The sequence below is a fragment of the Sphingobium sp. AS12 genome, from assembly GCF_019097845.1.
GTDB lineage: Bacteria > Pseudomonadota > Alphaproteobacteria > Sphingomonadales > Sphingomonadaceae > Sphingobium.
Genome location: NZ_JAHRGM010000056.1, coordinates 105,201 through 117,948 on the forward strand (window position 1 = coordinate 105,201; position 12,748 = coordinate 117,948).

At 63.5% G+C, this 12,748-nt stretch carries 12 protein-coding genes and 1 tRNA gene; 9 read left to right on the plus strand and 4 right to left on the minus strand.

Annotated features, from left to right (window positions below; all coding sequences use genetic code 11):
• Nucleotides 1-33: 33 nt before the first annotated feature.
• From KRZ98_RS18720 to KRZ98_RS18730, 3 genes are all read left to right on the plus strand, one after another.
• Nucleotides 34-528, plus strand: coding sequence for a DNA-deoxyinosine glycosylase (locus KRZ98_RS18720; RefSeq protein ID WP_217674944.1), 495 nt, complete (start codon nucleotides 34-36; stop codon nucleotides 526-528).
• 85 nt (nucleotides 529-613) lie between these two features.
• The gene (locus KRZ98_RS18725) at nucleotides 614-2,164 is read left to right on the plus strand and encodes an alkaline phosphatase (protein WP_217674945.1); all 1,551 of its coding nucleotides are present in this window, start codon (nucleotides 614-616) and stop codon (nucleotides 2,162-2,164) included.
• Nucleotides 2,165-2,214: 50 nt separating this feature from the next.
• Nucleotides 2,215-2,682: a MaoC family dehydratase gene (locus KRZ98_RS18730; protein WP_217674946.1), complete on the plus strand. Its 468-nt coding sequence runs from the start codon at nucleotides 2,215-2,217 to the stop codon at nucleotides 2,680-2,682.
• A 107-nt stretch (nucleotides 2,683-2,789) separates the two neighbouring features.
• On the opposite strand, the gene KRZ98_RS18735 is transcribed toward KRZ98_RS18730, so the two are convergent.
• Together KRZ98_RS18735 and mutL are read right to left on the minus strand one after the other, a co-directional pair.
• Nucleotides 2,790-3,290, minus strand: coding sequence for a hypothetical protein (locus tag KRZ98_RS18735; protein WP_217674947.1), 501 nt, complete (start codon nucleotides 3,288-3,290; stop codon nucleotides 2,790-2,792).
• A 4-nt stretch (nucleotides 3,291-3,294) separates the two neighbouring features.
• Nucleotides 3,295-5,079, minus strand: a complete 1,785-nt coding sequence (mutL, locus tag KRZ98_RS18740) for a DNA mismatch repair endonuclease MutL (protein WP_217674948.1) — start codon at nucleotides 5,077-5,079, stop codon at nucleotides 3,295-3,297.
• A gap of 174 nt (nucleotides 5,080-5,253) precedes the next feature.
• Here mutL and KRZ98_RS18745 point away from each other — a divergent pair, with 174 nt between their 5' ends.
• The 6 genes from KRZ98_RS18745 (at nucleotide 5,254) to KRZ98_RS18770 (ending at nucleotide 11,152) form a co-directional block, all read left to right on the plus strand.
• The gene (locus tag KRZ98_RS18745) at nucleotides 5,254-6,300 is read left to right on the plus strand and encodes a rod shape-determining protein (protein ID WP_006957952.1); all 1,047 of its coding nucleotides are present in this window, start codon (nucleotides 5,254-5,256) and stop codon (nucleotides 6,298-6,300) included.
• A 30-nt stretch (nucleotides 6,301-6,330) separates the two neighbouring features.
• Nucleotides 6,331-7,245, plus strand: coding sequence for a rod shape-determining protein MreC (gene mreC / locus KRZ98_RS18750; protein WP_217674949.1), 915 nt, complete (start codon nucleotides 6,331-6,333; stop codon nucleotides 7,243-7,245).
• On the plus strand, nucleotides 7,242-7,769 hold the full coding sequence (mreD, locus tag KRZ98_RS18755) for a rod shape-determining protein MreD (protein WP_217674950.1): 528 nt from the start codon (nucleotides 7,242-7,244) through the stop codon (nucleotides 7,767-7,769). Before mreC ends, mreD begins: the two co-directional genes overlap by 4 nt.
• The gene (gene mrdA / locus KRZ98_RS18760; protein WP_217674951.1) at nucleotides 7,766-9,844 is read left to right on the plus strand and encodes a penicillin-binding protein 2; all 2,079 of its coding nucleotides are present in this window, start codon (nucleotides 7,766-7,768) and stop codon (nucleotides 9,842-9,844) included. Before mreD ends, mrdA begins: the two co-directional genes overlap by 4 nt.
• Nucleotides 9,841-10,953, plus strand: coding sequence for a rod shape-determining protein RodA (gene rodA, locus KRZ98_RS18765; RefSeq protein ID WP_217674952.1), 1,113 nt, complete (start codon nucleotides 9,841-9,843; stop codon nucleotides 10,951-10,953). Before mrdA ends, rodA begins: the two co-directional genes overlap by 4 nt.
• A 123-nt stretch (nucleotides 10,954-11,076) precedes the next feature.
• Nucleotides 11,077-11,152 (plus strand) — tRNA-Lys (locus tag KRZ98_RS18770).
• Between the two features lie 71 nt (nucleotides 11,153-11,223).
• On the opposite strand, the gene KRZ98_RS18775 is transcribed toward KRZ98_RS18770, so the two are convergent.
• Both KRZ98_RS18775 and KRZ98_RS18780 read right to left on the minus strand, forming a co-directional pair.
• A complete protein-coding gene (locus KRZ98_RS18775) occupies nucleotides 11,224-12,303 on the minus strand; it encodes a tyrosine-type recombinase/integrase (protein WP_066764613.1) in 1,080 nt (359 codons plus the stop codon).
• A complete protein-coding gene (locus tag KRZ98_RS18780) occupies nucleotides 12,287-12,493 on the minus strand; it encodes a hypothetical protein (protein WP_197421498.1) in 207 nt (68 codons plus the stop codon). The genes KRZ98_RS18775 and KRZ98_RS18780 overlap by 17 nt, the downstream gene beginning before the upstream one ends.
• Between the last annotated feature and the right edge of the window lie 255 nt (nucleotides 12,494-12,748).

Genomic DNA, 12,748 nt, shown 5'->3' on the forward strand with positions numbered 1-12,748 from the left:
GCCTGCGCTGGGGTGACGGATTGAGAGGACGCGATGCCGACCAAATTCGCCTTCCCGCCAAGCGTCGATGCTGACACTCGCGTGCTGATCCTGGGCAGCCTGCCGGGCGATGTGTCGATCGCGCGGCAGGAATATTATGCGCATCGGGGCAATGCGTTCTGGGCGCTGATCGGCGATGTGCTGGGCGAGGCATTGGTCGGGCAGCCCTATTCGCTGCGGCTGGAGCGGTTGCGGGCGCGGGGTGTGGGGCTGTGGGATGTGATGGCCAGTGCCACCCGGCCCGGCAGTCTGGACAGCGCAATCAGCGATGCGGATGTTCGCGATGTGGGCGCTTTTGTCGCCGCTCTGCCTACGTTGCAGGCGGTGGCGTTCAACGGCAAGACGGCAGCGTTGCACGGTCGGCGGCAATTAGGCGCGCGGGATGACCTGACGCTGATCGACCTGCCCTCCTCCAGCGGCGCTCATGCGACATTGTCGCGCGCGCAAAAGATGCAGGCGTGGCGGGTGCTCTGCGACTGGATCGTCTGAGGGGCTGCATATCTCTGTCATATTGCGCGGCTAGATCAGCAGGCTAAGAGACAGTTGTAAAACAGCTTCACAGAAGGTCGCCCTCATGTTTTCCCGTCGCCAGTTACTGACCGTTGCCACCACTGCGCCGCTGATCGGCGCCCCGGCTTTGTTGAAGGCGCAGAGCTGGTTTGCCGGCTATCCCTTCGCTTTGGGGGTGACGTCGGGCGATCCGGCGGCGGACGGCTTTGTCATCTGGACCAAACTCGCCCCCAAGCCGTTCGAGCCGCATGGCGGGATGCCGATGGTGCCGCTGCCGGTGAAGTGGGAAGTGGCGAGCGACGACAGGTTCAAGACGATCGTGGCATCAGGCGAGGCGACGGCGCGGCCGGAACTGGGGCATAGCGTCCATGTCGAGGTGGCGGGATTGCAGCCTGATCGACCCTATTGGTATCGCTTTTCGCTGGGCAGCGACCAGTCGTCGCGCGGGCGGGCGCGGACCTTGCCGCTGGCGTCGGCCAGCCCCACCGCCCTCAAATTCGGGGTGGCGGGATGCCAAAATTATGAGGATGGGCTGTTCACCGCCTTCCGCCATCTGGCGCGCGAGGATGACCTCAATTTCGTCTATCATTATGGCGACTTCATCTACGAATATAAGCAGCGCGGGCCGGACTATGACAAGGACGGGCTGCCGGAGGATCAGATCCGCCACCATATCGGCCAGGACTGTTTCGATGTGGCCGACTATCGGCTGCGCTATGCCCAATATCTGAGCGACTATGATTTGCAGGCGGCGCGGGCGAAGCACACATGGTTTTCGACCTTCGATGATCATGAGGTGGAGAATAACTGGACCGGCGACCATAATTGGAAGGATGTGCCGCCGGAGATATTCCGCATGCGTCGTCAGGCGGGCTTGCAGGTCTGGTATGAATATATGCCGGTGCGGGCTGCGATGCTGCCGCGCGACGGCATCATCACCAACATGTATCGCGAGGCGCGCTTTGGCGACCTGCTGTCGATCGACTTTCTCGATACGCGATCCTTCCGCAGCGACCAGCCATGCGATGACGGGTTCAAACCCTATTGCCCCGGCATCGACGACAGCAAGGCGCAGGTCATTTCCGCCGAGGAAGAAAGCTGGCTGATGCGCAACATGACGCGCGGGCGGACGAAGTGGAACTGCCTGGCGCAGCAGGTGATGATGATGTCGCTCGACCGGCGCCGCTATGCGGACGAGAAGGCGAAAATCTATAATATCGACAGTTGGGCGGGTTACAGCGCACCGCGCAACCGGTTGCTGGCCAAGATGCGCGGGATGGGCAATGTCGTGGTGCTGACCGGGGACGAGCATCAGAATTTCGCCGGGCTGCTCGATAATGGCGACAAGACGGTGGCGGTGGAATTTGTGTCCACATCCATATCGTCGGGCGGCAACGGGTCGGACCGGCGGACCGGCAGCGACATGATGCTGAAGAACAACCCGGAATTGAAGTTCATCAACGACCAGCGCGGCTATCTGGTGTGCGAAGTGACGCCCGACGCCTGGACGACCAAGGCCCAGGTGATGGATCAGGTATCGACGCCCGGCGGCGCGATCAGCACGCGGGCGAGCATGACCGTGCCGCGTGGTCAGCCCTCGCTCCAGATTAGTTGACATTGACGTAAACGTAAGCTGGTACTAGGTCCGTCATGAAAGGAAGTGCCATGACGGACGCGACAGTCTATTTCGAGGATATTGAAGTAGGCGACAGCTTCGCCTTCGGGCCGTTGACGGTGAGCCGGGAGGAGACGATCGCCTTTGCCGCCGAGTTCGACGCGCAGCCCTTTCATCTGTCCGACGAGGCGGCAGCGGCCACCCATTTCGGCACATTGTCCGCCAGCGGATGGCATACCACCGCTATGTTCATGAAAATGTTTGTGACCGAAATGCAGCGCGATCCGGGGCGACAGGCGGCGAGCCTGGGTGCGATGGGGGTGGACGAGCTGCGCTGGCTGCGGCCGGTGCGGCCCGGCGATACGCTGCGCGGCACCAGCGAGGTGATTGACAAGAAGGTATCGCAAAGTCGGCCGGAAATGGGGATTGTGCGCAGCAAGGTAACGATCCTTAATCAGGACGAAAAGCCAGTGCTGACCATGATCCCGATCGCAATGTGGCGGACGCGGCCGGTTTGATTCCAACTGATCCCTTCCTCCGTTCGCCCTGAGCCTGTCGAAGGGCCGTCCTTTCTGGAAAAAGAAGTGCAGGGCTTCGACAGGCTCAGCCCGAACGGATTGTGGGGTCAGGGTATAGGCTGGTTCGCCTTCGCATCCGCAGCCATCACCCGGACGGTTGCGGCCTTCGATCCTGCAATCTGCACCAGGTGCCGCCCGGCGGGCAGGTCGAACCAGACGATCTTGCGGATGCCGGAGCAGGCCGGGCCATGGCCATGCTCGACCGAGGCGACGGCATCCGTGCCGGTCACGACATCGACCCAGGCCGGGCCGTCGAGCGCGATCCCCACCCGCGCGGCCTGTTTGAGCGACAGGGTGAAGAGGCCGCCATGCCCCTCTTTCGCACCTTTGCCCGGCGGCGTGGCGAACTGGACATGGGCGGCGGGCGTGAGGGTCGCAACGGCCGGCTTGCCCAGGATCAGCGCGGGTGCGCCATGGGCTTGTGCGCCAGCCCTGGCCTGTCCGCTCTGGGTCCAGCTGGTCCAGGGTTCGGCGAGAGGCGCGGGGGTGGCGCATTCCTCGGCGGCGACCGGGGCGGCGACCAGTAACAAGGCAGCGAGGATGGTCATCGGATCACTTCCTTCCGAACAATTTTTCTATGTCGCCATGGCCCAGCTTCACCCAGGTCGGTCGGCCATGGTTGCACTGGCCAGAGCGCGGCGTCACTTCCATTTCGCGGAGCAGAGCATTCATTTCCGCGACGCTCAGCACACGGCCTGCGCGGACCGATCCGTGGCAGGCCATGGTCGCGGCGACGAGGTCCAGCCGTTCTTTGAGCGACAGGGCGCTGTCATAGGCGGCGAGATCGTCGGCCAGGTCTTTGACCAATCCCTGCACGTCCGACTGGCCGAGCATGGCAGGGACCGCGCGGACCAGCATGGCCGACGGGCCGAAGCGTTCGAGGTCGAGGCCGAAGTCGTGCAATTCTGCGGCGCGGGATTCCAGACGGTCGCAGGCGGGTTCTTCCAGTTCGACGACTTCGGGCAGCAGCAGTGCCTGCGACTGGACCCCCTGCCCCTCCATCGCGCGGCGCATCCGTTCCAGCGTGAGCCGTTCATGCGCGGCGTGCTGATCGACGATGACAAGGCCGTCCTCCGCCTCCGCGACGATATAGGTGCGCGCGACCTGACCGCGGGCGACGCCGAGCGGGAAGCTCTGCGCTTCGGGTGCGGGGGCCATCGCCGGTTCGGCGCGGGCCTGGGGCGGCGGGGTCGTGAAGCTGGCGCGGCGATCGCCGAAGGAAGAGGAGGCCGACGGGTTGTAGCTGACCGATGCGGCGTCGAAGATCGGCATCGCGCCGATCGGCGTGGGCGAGACGGGTTCGGCGCGCCAGGCGGAAAGCGCGGCGGGATCGGCGTTCTGGACCGACCGAAAGCCTTGTTCGTCGAGCGCGCGGCGCAGGCCTGAGATGATCATGCCCCGGATCATGGCGGGATCGCGAAAGCGCACCTCGGTCTTGGCGGGGTGGACATTGACGTCCACATCGAGCGGCGGCACGTCGAGGAACAGGGCGACGACGGGATGCCGGTCGCGCGCCAGCATGTCGGCATAAGCGCCGCGCAGCGCCCCGATCAGCAGCCGATCGCGCACCGGGCGGCCATTGACGAACAGATATTGATGATCGCCCACGCCCCGATTGTAGGTGGGGATGGAGGCGACGCCGGACAGGCGTATGCCTTCACGCTCAAGGCTGACGATGACATGGTTTTCCGCCAGCGCCCGGTCAGTGAGCGCGGCGACCCTTTCCTCCCGCGCGTCGCCCGCCTGCACCCCCAGCGTCCGGCGGCCGTCATGCTCCAGCGCGAATGCAACGGCGGGATGTGCCATTGCGAGACGGCGAACAATGTCGAGACAGGCGGTATATTCCGCCTTGGCCGATCGCAGGAATTTGCGGCGGGCGGGGACTTTGGCGAAAAGCTGCTCGATGGTGACGCGGGTGCCGGGGGGCAGCGCGGCTGGTCCCTCCGCCACCAGCTGGCCATTATCTACCGTGCGGTTCCAGCCTTCGCCGCCCTGCCGCCGGCTGTCGATCGCCAGGCGCGCGACGCTGGCAATGGAGGGGAGCGCTTCGCCTCGAAAACCCAGAGTGGCCACATTTTCAATGGCATCATCGTCGGGCATTTTGGACGTGGCGTGACGCTCCAGCGCCAGCGCCATGTCCACCGAATCCATGCCGACGCCATCGTCGCTCACCTCGATCCGGTCGAGGCCGCCATTGGACAGGCGAATGGCGATGCGAGTCGCACCCGCATCCAAAGCATTTTCGACGATTTCCTTGAGCGCGCTGGCGGGTCTTTCGACCACTTCACCGGCAGCGATACGATTGACCAGATGTTCGGGCAGGCGGCGTATTGACATTGATTAGGGACTAGCCCAATCGGTCGCTTTCCGCGACCCGCGACGCCAAATATTTTGCACTGCACAGGATGACTGAACAGGGCAGAAGCCATGCGGCGCAGCGGACAAACGGAACAGCTTTCCGACCGGTCCCCAAGTCGCGTCGCGGGGACGGCGGGCGATACAGGATAAGGCATGTCGATCTTCTCGCGTCTCTTCAAATTCACTTCGCAGGATATGGCCATTGACCTCGGCACCGCCAACACGGTGGTCTATGTGCGCGGTCGCGGCATCGTATTGAACGAGCCGTCGGTGGTGGCGGTCGAAACGCTCAATGGCGTGAAGCGGGTGAAGGCGGTCGGCGTCGATGCCAAGCTGATGATGGGCAAGACCCCGGATTCGATCGAGGCGATCCGGCCGTTGCGTGATGGCGTGATCGCCGACATTGATGTCGCCGAACAGATGATCAAGCATTTCATCACCAAGGTGCATGGCGGCAAGCATAGCCCCTGGCGCGCGCCCGAAATCGTGATCTGCGTGCCGTCAGGCTCCACCAGCGTCGAGCGCCGCGCCATTCGCGACGCTGCCAGCAATGCCGGTGCGCGGCAGGTGTTCCTGATCGAGGAGCCGATGGCCGCCGCGATCGGCGCCGACATGCCCGTGACCGAGCCGATCGGTTCGATGGTGGTCGATATTGGCGGTGGGACGACCGAAGTCGCCGTGCTGTCGCTGCGCGGCCTGGCCTATACCACCAGCGTCCGCGTAGGCGGCGACAAGATGGACGAGGCGATCGTATCCTTCGTGCGTCGCCATCATAACCTGCTGATCGGCGAAGCCACCGCCGAGCGGATCAAGAAGCAATATGGCATCGCCCAGTCGCCCGCCGATGGCGTGGGCGAGACGATCCATATCAAGGGTCGCGATCTGGTGAATGGCGTTCCCAAGGAAATCAGCATCAATCAGGGCCAGATTGCCGATGCGCTGGCCGAGCCGATCAGCACGATCGTGGAAGGCGTGCGGATTGCACTGGAAAATACCGCGCCTGAGCTGGCCGCCGACATTGTCGATCAGGGCATCGTCCTGACCGGTGGCGGCGCGCTGCTGAAGGGGCTGGACGACGAGCTTCGCGACGAGACCGGCCTGCCCGTCACCATCGCCGAAGATCCGCTGACCTGCGTTGCGATCGGCACTGGCCGCGCGATGGAAGATCCGATCTTCCGGGGTGTATTGCAAACCGCCTGATCGGTAGGCCAGAGCGAAAGGGACGCGGTGATGGCGCGGCCACCCAGCCGACGCCCCGGACACAACCGGAAGGCGCAATATAGCCTGTTCGCCAGCTATGTGGTGGCGATCACCGGCGCAGCGATCGGGCTGTTGCTGGTTATCGTCGCGATCTTCGATCCCGCAGGTTTTGCAGGGATACGCGCGGTCACGGCCGAAGTGACGCGCCCTGTGTCGGCGGGCCTGAAAAATATGGTGAGCGGGGTCAGCTCCGTCGATGAGGTTCTGGCCGCCTATTGGCGCGCGGGGTCGCAAAATGTCGCGCTGCGTCGTCAGGTGGAGGCGGACCGCAACCGCATCATCGAAGCCAAGGCCGTCGCGCAGGAAAATGCGCGGCTCAAGAAGTTGCTGAAGCTGGTGGATGAGGATGCCAGCCAGTTGCTGACGGCGCGGCTGATCAGTTCCTCCTCCAGCAGCGCGCGGCGCTTTGCGCGGCTCAATGCGGGACGCTGGCAGGGCGTGCTGCCGGGTATGCCGGTGCGCGCGACCGAGGGGCTGATCGGGCGGGTACACAGCACCACGCCCAACACGTCCGACGTGCTGTTGCTGACCGACACCGGCAGCATCGTGCCGGTGCGGCGGGCGAGCGACAATATCCCCGCCATTTCGACCGGCGCTGGCGATGGATCGCTGGAAATCCGGGCGCTGTCGGCGGGACGCAATCCGTTCAAGCCGGGCGACCTGCTGGTGACGTCTGGCATTGGCGGCATTTATCAACCCAATATCCCGGTCGCGGTCATCGTGCGGGTGCAGGGGGAGATCGCCTGGGGCTTCCCGCTCGCCAACCCATCGCGCGTCGATGCGGTCGTGGTCGAGCGTGCCTATGAGCAGGTCGTGACCCGGCCCGATCCGGCCGCACCCGCCCCGACGCAGGGCGATGAGCCGGGTAACGCCGCGACACCATGATAGACCGGCACCTCTACCATGTGCCGCGTCTGGGGCGGAACCCGTCCCGCTTCCGGTTGGCGGGCATCCCGGTCATTACGGTCATGCTGGGATCGACCGTCACGGCGCTGCCTCTAATCGCGCAATCGCCGGTGATGCCGCCCTTCGGCCTGCTGATCCTGCTGTCATGGCGGTTGCTGCGCCCGGAATTGTGGCGGGCGTGGATCGGACTGCCCCTCGGCCTGTTCGACGATATGCTGAGCGGCCAGCCGATCGGGTCCGCCATGTTCCTGTGGACGGTCATGCTGATGGGCGTCGACGCGATCGAGCATCGCATGATATGGCGCAGTTACCGGCAGGACTGGCTGATCGCCGGTTTCGCCACTATATTCTGCATGGCCGGTGGGTTGTTTTTTGCCCGCATCACCGGCGGAGGCGATGTGAGGTTCCTGTTGGTCGCGCCACAGATGTTCTGGACGATATTGCTATTTCCCTTCATCGTCCGGCAATGCGCGCGGATCGACCGCTGGCGCGTGATGGCATGAAATTTCCCGGCCCCAAACATAAGATCATTACCGAAGCTGCCCAAACCTTCACCTTCACCCGCCGCACGATGGTGCTGGGAGCGATACAGGGGGGAATTGGTGCGCTGCTGGCCGCGCGGATGGCGTGGATCAGCATTGCGGAAAATGAGAAATATACGCTTTTGTCGGAGAGCAACCGGGTCAACCTGACGCTCATTCCGCCCCGTCGCGGCTGGATCATCGATCGCAACGGGCGGCCGTTGGCGAACAACCGCACCGACTTTCGCGTCGACCTGATCCCGCAGCGGGTAGTGGATGCCGATGCGACGGTGAAGCATCTGGCGCAATTGCTGAGCCTGGAATCGGACGAGGTCGATCGCATCCGCGAGGAACTGGACAAGTCGGCGGGCTTCCGCCCGGTGCAGGTCGCCGACAAGCTGACCTATGACCAATATGCCGCCGTCAGCGTGCGCCTGCCCGACCTGCCCGGCGTTGCCCCCAGCCAGGGCTTTTCGCGCCATTATCCTGCCGGGTCCACGGTCGGCCATCTGCTCGGCTATGTCGGCGCAGCAACGGCGGAGGAATATAAGGAACGCAAGAATCCGCTGCTGATCACGCCGGGTTTCAAGGTCGGCAAGGACGGGCTGGAGCGCGCGTTTGACGAGCATCTGACCGGCGAGCCCGGTGCCAAGCGGGTCGAGGTGACCGCGCGCGGCAAGATCGTGCGCGAACTGACCACTCGGCCCGATACGCCAGGCCATCCGATCAAGCTGACGATCGACGCAGGATTGCAGGAATATGCCGGGCGGCGGCTGGCGACCCAGAGCGGCTCCGTCGTCGTCATCGATTGCACCAATGGCGACGTGCTGGCCATGGCGTCGATGCCCAGTTTCGACCCCAACAGCTTTTCCGACGGCATCAGCCAATTGGAATGGGCGATGCTGTCGCAGGACGACCATGTGCCGCTGCGCAACAAGACGTTGCAGGGGCTGTATCCGCCCGGTTCGACGGTGAAGCCGATGGTGGCGCTGGCACTGCTGGAGGCGGGGATCGGGCCGCAGGAGACGGTCGGGTGCGCCGGGGCGTTGCGGGTCGGCAATACGCTGTTCCACTGTCACAAGCGACGCGGCCATGGCGCGGTCAATATGCGCACGGCGATCGCCCAGAGCTGCGATATATATTTCTACCAGATGGCCCAGCGGATCGGCATGGACCGGATCGCGGCGATGGCGCGGCGGTGCGGCATGGGTCAGCGGTTCGACCTGCCCTTCCCCAGCCAGAGTTATGGCACGGTCCCTGACCCGGCGTGGAAGCTGAAGAAATATGACCAGAAATGGCAGGTTTACGACACGGTGAACGCCACCATCGGTCAGGGTTACATGCTGATCAACCCATTGCAGATGGCGGTGATGGCGGCGCGGCTGGCAACCGGCAAGCAGTTGATGCCCAATTTCCTGCATGGTGCGAAACGGCCTGCGCCTTCCTCCGTCGGTGCGTCGGAAGAGCATCTGGCGATCATCCGGGACGCGATGAGCGCGGTCGTCAATGGCGGCGGCACGGGCGGGGCTGCGCGCATGGCCATTCCCGATGTGCTGATCGCGGGCAAGACCGGCACCGCGCAGGTCCGGCGCATCACCATGGCGGAGCGCGCTGGCGGGGTGCGGCGCGATGCTTCACTGGCGTTCAAGCTGCGCGACCATGCGCTGTTCCAGGGGTTCGCGCCATTCGACAATCCGCGCTACGCGGTCGGCTGCATCATCGAACATGGCGGACATATGATCCGCAACGAGGATGCGCCGATGATCGCGAGCGATACGCTGTCCTATCTGTTCGATCCCAAAAAGGCGATGGAGAAGCTGGAGACGCTGGAGAAAGGCTGGGGCGGCACGCCGACCGAGCGGCAGGCGCGGCAGATGGGCGCGTTCCGCCTGGCCCGCGCGATCGAGAAGGGCGAAGTGCCGCCACCTGTCGCCGATAACGCAAGCAACGCGGCAGAGGCAGGCAACAGCGCTACGCCACAGCCTGCGCCCCCGACACCGGATGAGGCAGGCGATGTCCCGCCGCCGCCCGGCAGCAATGTGGCCGACGTCCCATGAGCATCATTCCCCAGCCCCTCACCCAATTTCCCTGGCGGGTGCTGGCGCTGCTGCTGGCCATCGCGATGTTCGGGACGTTGGTTCTCTACAGCGCGGCGGGTGGCAGTATCTTTCCGTGGGCGACCAATCAGGCGGTGCGTTTCTGCGTGTTCTCCGCAATGGCGCTGGTGCTGAGCCGTATTCCGCTGGAGACTTTCGCGCGCTTCGCCTTCCCGGCCTATGCCAGCGTTCTGATCGCGCTGTTTCTGGTCGAATTGATCGGCGGGGTGCGTGGCGGTAGCCAGCGCTGGATCAACCTGGGCTTCATGCAACTCCAGCCGTCCGAATTTATGAAGCCGATCATCGTGCTGGCAGTCGCACGATTTTACGCGCGATTGCCGGTGGGGGACATTCGCAGCTGGAACGCGATCTGGCCCGCGCTGGTGCTGATCGGCGTACCGTGGTCGTTGGTGTTGATCCAGCCCGATCTTGGCACCGCGACGATGATCCTGGCTGGCGGCGTGACCGTTATGTTCCTGGCCGGGTTGCCGCTGCGGCTGTTCATCGGATCAGGATTGACCCTAGCTGCCATCGTGCCGATCGCCTTCAGCTTCTTGCATGATTATCAGCAAAAACGCGTCCTCATCTTCATGGACCCGGAAAGCGATCCGCTGGGCGCGGGTTATCATATCAGCCAGTCGAAGATCGCAATCGGTTCGGGCGGCATCTGGGGCAAGGGCTTTCTCCAGGGCTCGCAGAGCCATCTCGACTATCTGCCCGAAGGCCATACCGATTTCGTCTTCGCCACCATGGCGGAGGAATGGGGCATGGCTGGAGGCATATTGCTGATCGGCGCGTTCATGCTGCTGTTCCGCTGGGGTCTGCGCGTGGCGATGCGCACGAGCGACCGTTTCGCCCGGCTGGTCGCGGCGGGGCTGACCACGACGATCTTCTTCTATGTAGCCATCAACCTGATGATGGTGATGGGGCTGGCCCCGGTGGTGGGCATCCCCCTACCCTTCATGTCCTATGGCGGATCATCGATGCTGACGGTGATGCTTTGCGTGGGCATCATCATGGCGATCGACCGTTCCAACAGCCGGGCCAGCAACCCCGGCAACTGGGGCTGAAGCCGCCCCGCGCAATATTTCTGCGCCGCAACGCAATTTAGGGTTTGCGAATCCCGATGACGCTGCTAATTGCCCGCCCACGCCAACGGGCACTGGTCATCCAGACCGCCCGATTGCCGGTGTGGACGCATAGCTCAGTTGGTAGAGCAGCTGACTCTTAATCAGCGGGTCCTTGGTTCGAGCCCAAGTGCGTCCACCATATCTTTCAAAGACTTAGGCGGTATTTTGAGGTCCAAAGCTGGACCCACCCCCTCCAGTTTACAGCTTGGTTTACAATTTCCTCCGGTTTTCGAGCTTCGAAATGGCCGTTTCCGCCATCTCGGAATCCCGCTTGAGATAGTGCGTATCGAGGATCGTCTCGACGTCCTTGAGGCTATGCCCGGTGATCGTCGCGATCTGCGGAACACTCGCTCCTGCGATCGCCAGGCGGGTCACGACAGTGCCCCGCAGGTCGTGGAAGGTGAGACCAGCGACACCGGCTTTCACACAGGCCTTGCGCCACGATGTCCGAAAGCCGTCGCTTGTCCAGGATTGCCCGCGTTCGGTGAGCAGTATCGTTGCCGGCAACGACTTCCCCTCGACGTCGTAGCGGGCCTTCAAAGCGTCCAGCGCAAGCTTGAGCGGTGCTCCCACAGGAACGATCACCCGCTTGGGCTTGCGGTTCTTCACTTTGCTCTTTGTCTTGCTCTGCGTGAGACGGATTTCCGCGCCGTCATACGCCGCCCAGGGCAGGTTGATGAGATCGCCCTGACGCTGCCCTGTCCACAAGGCGAGCGTCATGGCCAGGTGTAGGTGGGGCGGAGCGTGCTTATAGAAGGCTTCCTCGTCACCGTCTTTCCAGACGGAATCGACGCGGCCGGATTGATATAGACGGCCGGGCCGTTTGCAGGGGTTGGCGACGACCAGTCCGCGATCAAGCGCCCATGCAAGAATCCGCGCCAAAACCGCAAAGCGATAATCCGCCGTGCGTTCCGATGTGCCGGCAATTCGATCGCGCCAAGCCAGAAACTCGCCGCGCGTGCGCGGGTCACCCAGTGCGCCTATCGGAAAGTCTCCGAACTCCGTTTCGATGAATCTCAGATGCTTCCCATAGTCCTTGCGGGTGCGGGGAGCGAGACGGGTATAATCGGTGGATTGCTCGAAAGCCCGAAACACGCCGTTGAGCGTGTCGCTTGGTTTGGGCCTGCTTTTTCGCTCATCGTGCGCTGTGACATAAGCCTGATGGAATTCCGGTGTGCCGAATTTGGCCTCGATGCGGGGCCCTCCACGCCACGCATAATAGTAGGTTGCGTATAGGCCGCTTGCCAGTTTCTTGCGTACCCTGTGGACACCTTTAAGATTGACGCGCATCGCGCCGCGCCTTCCATTCGTCGAACGGGGTCGACGAAACCGCGGATGGTTCCGTTTCCAGATGCACGAGGATGATCCGCCCATCAGGGTGGATCTCGGTGCGCACGATCGTCAGTCCACCCTCGCAGGCCATACGGATGGCCTGGGCGAGACTGGGGCGTCGTGGTGAGGATTTACGCTGTTCGGCCACAGCACGCTGCCAAAGACCGCAGGACGCGAACCCAACTCGTGTTCCCCTGCCTGGCGCACTCCCCACTCCCTCCCTTGGCGAGCCGGTTGGTGAGATCTGACGTTATATCTGGCTGTGACGAAGAGCGCCGTATCCGGTTGGGCGCCGCTGTAGATGGATGGGCCTCAGCGTCCGGGAAGCGGACGATAGTGGCTGCAACTCCCACTGGGACAAGAGTCGGCCCCGAAGTCCGAAAGATGGCAAAACGCATTGTGC

What these genes read in the sequence shown, in the direction of transcription:
- KRZ98_RS18720 (WP_217674944.1), top strand. Translation starts at nt 34, where the DNA reads ATGCCGACCAAATTCGCCTTCCCGCCAAGCGTCGATGCTGACACTCGC.
- KRZ98_RS18725 (WP_217674945.1), top strand. Translation starts at nt 614, where the DNA reads ATGTTTTCCCGTCGCCAGTTACTGACCGTTGCCACCACTGCGCCGCTG.
- KRZ98_RS18730 (WP_217674946.1), top strand. Translation starts at nt 2,215, where the DNA reads ATGACGGACGCGACAGTCTATTTCGAGGATATTGAAGTAGGCGACAGC.
- KRZ98_RS18735 (WP_217674947.1), bottom strand. Translation starts at nt 3,290, where the DNA reads ATGACCATCCTCGCTGCCTTGTTACTGGTCGCCGCCCCGGTCGCCGCC.
- mutL (WP_217674948.1), bottom strand. Translation starts at nt 5,079, where the DNA reads ATGTCAATACGCCGCCTGCCCGAACATCTGGTCAATCGTATCGCTGCC.
- KRZ98_RS18745 (WP_006957952.1), top strand. Translation starts at nt 5,254, where the DNA reads ATGTCGATCTTCTCGCGTCTCTTCAAATTCACTTCGCAGGATATGGCC.
- mreC (WP_217674949.1), top strand. Translation starts at nt 6,331, where the DNA reads ATGGCGCGGCCACCCAGCCGACGCCCCGGACACAACCGGAAGGCGCAA.
- mreD (WP_217674950.1), top strand. Translation starts at nt 7,242, where the DNA reads ATGATAGACCGGCACCTCTACCATGTGCCGCGTCTGGGGCGGAACCCG.
- mrdA (WP_217674951.1), top strand. Translation starts at nt 7,766, where the DNA reads ATGAAATTTCCCGGCCCCAAACATAAGATCATTACCGAAGCTGCCCAA.
- rodA (WP_217674952.1), top strand. Translation starts at nt 9,841, where the DNA reads ATGAGCATCATTCCCCAGCCCCTCACCCAATTTCCCTGGCGGGTGCTG.
- KRZ98_RS18775 (WP_066764613.1), bottom strand. Translation starts at nt 12,303, where the DNA reads ATGCGCGTCAATCTTAAAGGTGTCCACAGGGTACGCAAGAAACTGGCA.